Source organism: Paraburkholderia sp. RL17-383-BIF-A (assembly GCF_046028015.1).
In the GTDB taxonomy this organism is placed as follows: domain Bacteria; phylum Pseudomonadota; class Gammaproteobacteria; order Burkholderiales; family Burkholderiaceae; genus Paraburkholderia.
In genome coordinates, this window is record NZ_JARESR010000006.1 from 303,770 (window position 1) to 310,314 (window position 6,545).

Annotated in this window: 6 protein-coding genes and 1 tRNA gene; 2 read left to right on the forward strand and 5 right to left on the reverse strand. The window is 62.7% G+C overall.

The features are described 5' to 3' along the window. Window positions 1-212 precede the first annotated feature (212 nt). On the forward strand, window positions 213-407 hold the full coding sequence (locus tag P0D71_RS10290) for a hypothetical protein (protein WP_091801068.1): 195 nt from the start codon (window positions 213-215) through the stop codon (window positions 405-407). Between the two features lie 113 nt (window positions 408-520). Here P0D71_RS10290 and P0D71_RS10295 read toward each other — a convergent pair. From P0D71_RS10295 to pepN, 5 genes are all read right to left on the reverse strand, one after another. Further along, window positions 521-596, reverse strand: a tRNA-Thr gene (locus tag P0D71_RS10295). 55 nt (window positions 597-651) lie between these two features. Beyond that, on the reverse strand, window positions 652-1,668 hold the full coding sequence (locus P0D71_RS10300; RefSeq protein ID WP_091799881.1) for a class 1 fructose-bisphosphatase: 1,017 nt from the start codon (window positions 1,666-1,668) through the stop codon (window positions 652-654). A 121-nt stretch (window positions 1,669-1,789) separates the two neighbouring features. Then, a complete protein-coding gene (locus tag P0D71_RS10305) occupies window positions 1,790-2,245 on the reverse strand; it encodes a HigA family addiction module antitoxin (protein ID WP_408479874.1) in 456 nt (151 codons plus the stop codon). A 16-nt stretch (window positions 2,246-2,261) separates the two neighbouring features. After that, a complete protein-coding gene (locus tag P0D71_RS10310) occupies window positions 2,262-2,543 on the reverse strand; it encodes a type II toxin-antitoxin system RelE/ParE family toxin (RefSeq protein WP_091799887.1) in 282 nt (93 codons plus the stop codon). 195 nt (window positions 2,544-2,738) lie between these two features. After that, complete coding sequence (gene pepN / locus P0D71_RS10315; protein ID WP_408479867.1) at window positions 2,739-5,435, reverse strand: aminopeptidase N; 2,697 nt, start codon at window positions 5,433-5,435, stop codon at window positions 2,739-2,741. Between the two features lie 227 nt (window positions 5,436-5,662). Between pepN and P0D71_RS10320 the strand changes: the two genes are divergently transcribed. Further along, window positions 5,663-6,361 (forward strand): DUF4136 domain-containing protein, encoded by a 699-nt coding sequence (locus P0D71_RS10320; protein WP_091799894.1) that lies wholly within the window; start codon window positions 5,663-5,665, stop codon window positions 6,359-6,361. The last annotated feature ends 184 nt before the right edge of the window (window positions 6,362-6,545 follow it).

The following is a 6,545-nucleotide window of genomic DNA, read 5'->3' on the forward strand; positions in this document are numbered from 1 at the left end:
CGAGGCCGGCGAACGCTTGAGAGAGCGCACGGAACATGCCCGACGAATTGGTGATGATGCCAGTGAACGGTAAGGCTGTGCGCGCGTTACGTTAAGCAGGGTCCGCTGCCTATCATGGATAACAGCTATCTGAGATGCAGGGTGCGGTGGATAACGGACGCGCCGCCGCCAGCGCGGAAGATGGCAGTCTTCGCCCTTCGGAGAGTTTCGCCATGGAAAACGCTGTGTACTGGAAAGGTCGTCAGGTCGGAATCGAATGCGCCGGCCGGATTTTGTGGTTTTCTTCGGCGCCGCAGGAAGCGGTCGCGGCTTACGGCCCTCAGCGGGCGGAGCCGGCGCGTGTGGAAGACTCGATCGTGGCGCGTAATCTTTTCGTGACGGCGCAGTTCGACCGGCCGGGGTTTTGAGGATGAGACGGCGGTGCGGTGTGCTTTCGCTGTAGTGCGCGCAGAGGCGGGAAAGCAGGCTTGGAAAACAAAAAGCCCAGTCACGAGGACTGGGCTTTTTGCTTGAATCTTGTTGGTGCCGGAAAGAGGAATCGAACCCCCGACCTTCGCATTACGAATGCGCTGCTCTACCGTCTGAGCTATTCCGGCATCAGGAGAAACGAGATTATATGGACTTCTTTAGGAGTTTGGCAAGCCCCTGAACTCACTTTTTTGCTTCGAGATGGTAGCGGGTGACCCGGTCCACTTCGTTCTTCGAGCCAAGGAATACGGCCACGCGCTCATGCAGGCTTTTCGGCTGGATGTCCAGAATGCGTTTCTCGCCATTGGTCGCAGCGCCGCCTGCCTGCTCGACGATAAACGCCATCGGATTCGCCTCGTACATCAGGCGGAGTTTGCCCGGCTTGTCCGGCGTGCGCTTGTCGGCCGGATACATGAAGATGCCGCCGCGGTTCAGGATGCGGTGCACGTCCGCCACCATCGACGCGATCCAGCGCATGTTGAAGTCGCTTTGGCGCGAGCCGTCCTTGCCGGCCTTCAACTCGCCGATGTATTGCTCGACCGGCGGATACCAGTGACGCTCGTTCGAAGCGTTGATCGCATATTCACGCGTTTCGACCGGAATGCGCATGTCGCTTTGCGTGAGCACCCACGACCCGAGCTCACGGTCGAGCGTGAAGCAGTTCACGCCGTTGCCCGTGGTCAGCACCAGCACGGTTTGCGGACCATACACCGCATAACCCGCGGCGACCTGCTGCGTGCCCGGTTGCAGGAACGACTGTTCGGTAGGCTGCTGGCCGTCCGGGCAGCGCAACACGGAGAAGATGGTGCCGATCGAAACATTGACGTCGATGTTCGACGAGCCGTCGAGCGGATCGAACACGAGCAGGTATTCGCCCTTCGGATAGTTCGCCGGGATCGGGAAAAACTGCTCCATTTCCTCGGACGCCATGCCCGCGAGGTTGCCGCCCCATTCATTCGCTTCGAGCAGGATTTCGTTCGACAGGATGTCGAGCTTCTTCTGCACTTCGCCTTGAACGTTCTCGCTGCCCGCCGTGCCAAGCGCATCGCCCAGCGCGCCCTTGCTGACGTGATAGCTGATCGCCTTGCACGCACGCGCGACGACTTCGATCAAAAGGCGCAGATCGGCCGGCAGGTTGTTGGTCTCGCGCTGCTGCTCGATCAGGTACTTCGTGAGAGTGGTACGACGTTGCAAAGCCATTGCTGTACTCCGGGAAGGCTTGGGGAATATTCCGATTTTAACCGTTCGTTGTGTCGGCTCCGTGCTTTTGCGCGCGAACCGTGTGCGGCAAGCCGCTGGGCATACCGATGCGTGGCGAAAATCAGGTTTTGCGGCGCGCCTTGCCGGCCGTAAGTTTGCTGCTTACGCTCGCCGCAAGCGCCGCGGCCCGGGCGTGTTCGCTCGACACCTTGGGCATTTTCGGGCGGTCCGCCTTCGGCATGGGTTCGATTTCACGTTCGATCTGTTCGCCGGCGGCGGCGGTGGCGACGCGCAGGTCGTAAGCGATTTGCAGGTTGAGCCAGAACTGCGCGCTGGCGCCGAAGTAGCGTTCGAGCCGCAGCGCCGTGTCGGCCGAGACGGCGCGCCTGCCGCGCACCACGTCGTTGATGCGCGGCGCCGGTACGCGCAGCGCCAGCGCAAGCGCATTGACGGACATGCCGAGCGGTTCGAGGAACTCGCTGTACAGAATCTTGCCCGGATGGATTTCCGGGATGCTCTTGCCAGTGTCGATATCCGAGAAATCGATGTTATCCAGATCGGAGCGTTTGATGACCATGCCGGTCTCCCAATAGTCAGTGATAGTCGACAATCTCGACATTGAGCGCCTCCCCGTCGACGAAATGAAAACAGATGCGCCATTGCGCATTGATCCGGATACTCCATTGCCCGCTGCGCTGGCCTTGCAGCGCTTCCAGCCGGTTGCCTGGCGGCGCGTGCAGGTCGCGGACGGACTCTGCGGCGTCGATCATGAGCAGCTTGCGGTAGGCGAGCGTTTGCATGTGAAGCGGCAGTGAGTACACGAACTTGCCCTGAAAAATTCTCGCCGTAGCTTTGTCGCCGAATGTCGTGATCATGGGATGATATAACGCGATGCGTTAAACGTAAACCGTTAAGTGAATACGTTTACTTTCACCCCGCCGGCGCGAGCCGGCCAGTCGTCCGGATGGCCAACGTTGCAGCCGCGCGGCGCCTTGTGGGCGAGCGCAAGGCGAAAAAAAGCCGGCAACAGGTGCCGGCTCTTTGAAGCGACAACAGCGCTCAGGCGCGCATCACGCCAACGCTTTCTCCACGATCTCGCGCACGTCGCGCGATTTCACCTGAGCGGCCACTTTCTCCAGTGCCGCACGCATGCCATCGCGCAGCGTCGGCGTGAAGCGGCGCCACAATTCCAGCGAGCGGGCGAGGCGGGCGGCCACTTGCGGATTGATGGCGTCGAGCGCGATCACCTGATCGGCCCAGAACGCATAGCCCGAACCGTCTTCGGCATGGAACTGCGCCGGGTTCGCCGCGCAGAAGCTGAAAATCAGCGAGCGCGCGCGATTCGGGTTCTTCAGGTTGAAGGCCGGGTGGGCCATCAGCTTGCGCACGACGTCGATCACCGGACGTTGCGCGCTGCCGCGCTGCGTGGCCTGCAAGGCAAACCACTTGTCGATCACGAGCGGTTCCTTTTCGAAGCGCCGGTAGAAGTCGTCCAGCGCCTGCTGCGCCTCGGCGCTGCCGCCATTGGCCGCCGACGCATTGAGCAGCGCGGAGAGCGCCGCCGCGCGGTCGGTCATGTTGTTCGCCGAGTCGTATTGCGCGGACGCGAGACGCACGGCCTCGGCCGGATCGTCGAGTTCGGCGAGATACGAGAGCGCGAGGTTCTTCAACGCGCGATGACCGGACGCTTCCGGCGTGGCCTCGTATGCGCCCGGCGTGCGATGCTGCTCGTACACCTTGAGCCAGTCGCTCTTGAGCGCAGTGGCGAGACGCTTGCGCACGAACTGCCGCGCGGCATGCACAGCGGCCGGATTCGATTCGGCCATCTGTTCGGCCAGATACGCTTCCGAAGGCAGCATCAACGCCAGTTCGCGGAACGACGGCGAAAGCGTTTCGTCGGTCAGCACGCGTGCGAACGCGGCGACCACGGAATCGTCCAGTTGCAGCGGCACGCCCGTGGCGGCGCGTCCGGCGAGTGTGAGCAGTTCGCGCGTGGCGAGCCGCTGGCCGGCTTCCCAACGGTTGAACGGATCGCTGTCGTGCGCCAGGAGGAACGCCAGCTGTTCCGCCGAATAGTCGTATTCGACGATCACCGGCGCCGAGAAATTGCGCAGTAGCGAGGGCAGCGGCTCTTGCGCCACGTTGACGAACGTGAACGTCTGTTCGGTCTGCGTGAATTCGAGCACGCGCGTGGTCGCGTGGCCGGCCTGCGCTTCGCCTTCCAGTTGCAGCGGCAGGTCGCGGCCGTCCTTGCCGATCAAACCGATCGCGAACGGAATCAGCAGCGGACCCTTTTGCGTTTCGCGCGCGGCCGGCGCACCTTCGCCGTAGCCTTGCGTAAGCGTCACGCTGTAACGTTTCTGCGCGGCGTCGTACTGCGTGCGCACGGACACGCGCGGTGTGCCGGCCTGGCTATACCAGCGCTCGAATTGCGCGAGATCGCGGCCGTTCGCGTCGGCGAGCGCGTGACGGAAATCGTCGCAGGTCACGGCCTGGCCATCATGGCGCTTGAAGTACAGATCCATGCCCTTGCGGAAGCCGTCGCGGCCGAACAGGGTTTGATACATCCGCACGACTTCCGAGCCTTTCTCGTAGACGGTCATCGTGTAGAAGTTGTTGATCTCGACGTAGCTTTCCGGGCGCACCGGGTGCGCCATCGGGCCCGCGTCTTCGGCGAACTGCATCTGGCGCAGCACGCGCACGTCCTCGATGCGCTTGGTGGCGCGCGCGGCTTCGTCCGTTGCGCCGCCCGCCATGTCGGCCGAGAACTCCTGGTCGCGGAATACCGTGAGGCCTTCTTTCAGGCTCAACTGGAACCAGTCACGGCACGTCACGCGGTTGCCGGTCCAGTTGTGGAAATACTCGTGGCCGACCACGGCCTCGATGTTCGCGAAGTCGGTGTCGGTTGCCGTTTCGGGATTCGCCAGCACGTACTTCGTGTTGAAGATGTTGAGCCCCTTGTTCTCCATCGCGCCCATGTTGAAGTCGCTCACCGCGACGATCATGAAGCGGTCCAGATCGAGTTCGAGCCCGAAGCGTTCCTCGTCCCAGCGGATCGAATGGATCAGCGAATCCATGGCGTGACGGGTCTTGTCCAGGTCGTGCGGCTCGACCCACACCTGCAGCAGCTTTTCCTTGCCCGAGCCGCTCTTCACGCGTTCTTCCAGCGCGACGAGCTTGCCGGCGACCAGCGCGAACAGGTAACTCGGCTTTCTGAACGGATCTTCCCAGCGCGCGAAGTGGCGGCCGTCCGGCAAATCGCCTTCTTCGAGCAGGTTGCCGTTCGACAGCAACACCGGATAATCGGCCTTGCTGGCGCGCAGCGTGACCGTGAAGGTCGCCATGACGTCCGGGCGGTCGAGGAAGTAAGTGATGCGGCGGAAGCCCTCGGCCTCGCACTGCGTGAAGAAGTTGCCGCCCGACACGTAGAGGCCCGACAGCGTGGTGTTCTCAGCCGGATTGCAAATGCTGGTGAGCGTGAGTTCGAATTGGTCCGGCACATTGTCGAGCAGCAGGCCGTGTTCGTGCGCGTGCGCATTGGTGAACGGCTGGCCGTCGATCGCGGCGCTGACGAACTCCAGCTGTTCGCCCATCAGTTCCAGATGCGCGGCGCGCGACGCCTCCGGATTGCGACGCACGCGCATCGTGTTCCGGACAACCGTGCGTTCGGGAACCAGATCGAACTCCAGTGCGACGGTGTCGATCAGGAAGGCGGGCGGCGCGTAGTCGGCGCGGCGAATCACATTGGGCGTTGCGGTATCGGCCATGGCGTTCTGTAGTGTTGGAACTCGAGTCGGCAGGCGCGCTTCTGGCGCGCGAGCCGGGCATGTCGAGCCATTGTACAAAGCCTCGGCAAATTGTGCGGAGCGAACTTTTTACCGAATTTACCGGTCAGCGTATTATCGGGCGCCCGGGTGATGAAAAAGCCTGCGCGCCTGCGGGGCCGGTCATGACGGACGATACAGAGACATTGAGAAGCTTCACGAGGTAGACCATGAAATTCGATCGATGGACCCGCCGCGCCACGCTGCTGCTAGCCGCGCTGACGGTGCTGCTTTCCGGCTGCACGACCTACGTGACCACTCAGGTCACGGCCTTCTCCGACTGGAGCGGCAACGACGCCACCCGCACCTATGCATTCACACGGGCCGCGGACCAGCAGAACAATCTCGAACTGAGCACCTACGAGCGCTTTGTCGCGAATGAACTCGCCACGCATGCTTTCCGCCAGGTCGATAGCGGCCAGGCGCGTTATCTGGTCGGCCTGTCGTACGGTATCCGTTCGGATATGGTGACGGTCGCGGAGCCGGTGTATTACAACCCCTGGCCCGCGCCGTACTGGGGGCGGCCATTCGATCCTTGGGGTCCGTGGGGACCGTTTCCCACTACGTATGTGAACCAGAGCTATCCGATCTTCACGCATCTGCTGGGCATACGGATCACCGAGCGGGCAACCGGCAAAGAGGTGTACAACGTGACGGCGCGCAATTCGGGCGGGGAGTCGTCGCTCGTGCGGGCCATGCCGTATCTGGCGCGTAGCGCGCTGGCCGATTTTCCGCTCGGTAACGGCGCCGTCCACACGGTGAAGATTCCGCTCGACAAGAACGGCGGCGCATCGAACGAAATCGCCGCTACCGGCGCCGCGCCCGCGGCCGCGCCGGCTCCGGCGTCTGGCGCGAAAGTCATTCAGTAGTTCATGCCGAGTGGCGGCGCGCGGCGGCGCGAAGGCCGGCAGTGAACAAGACAAACGGCCCGGCAGGTCATCCTGCCGGGCCGTTTGTTTGGCTGATGCCAAGCCAAGCCAAGCCAAGCCAAGCCAAGCCAAGCCAAGCCAAGCCAAGCCAAGCCAAGCCAAGCCAAGCCAAGCCAAGCCAAGC

What these genes read in the sequence shown, in the direction of transcription:
- P0D71_RS10290 (WP_091801068.1), top strand. Translation starts at nt 213, where the DNA reads ATGGAAAACGCTGTGTACTGGAAAGGTCGTCAGGTCGGAATCGAATGC.
- P0D71_RS10300 (WP_091799881.1), bottom strand. Translation starts at nt 1,668, where the DNA reads ATGGCTTTGCAACGTCGTACCACTCTCACGAAGTACCTGATCGAGCAG.
- pepN (WP_408479867.1), bottom strand. Translation starts at nt 5,435, where the DNA reads ATGGCCGATACCGCAACGCCCAATGTGATTCGCCGCGCCGACTACGCG.
- P0D71_RS10305 (WP_408479874.1), bottom strand. Translation starts at nt 2,245, where the DNA reads ATGGTCATCAAACGCTCCGATCTGGATAACATCGATTTCTCGGATATC.
- P0D71_RS10320 (WP_091799894.1), top strand. Translation starts at nt 5,663, where the DNA reads ATGAAATTCGATCGATGGACCCGCCGCGCCACGCTGCTGCTAGCCGCG.
- P0D71_RS10310 (WP_091799887.1), bottom strand. Translation starts at nt 2,543, where the DNA reads ATGATCACGACATTCGGCGACAAAGCTACGGCGAGAATTTTTCAGGGC.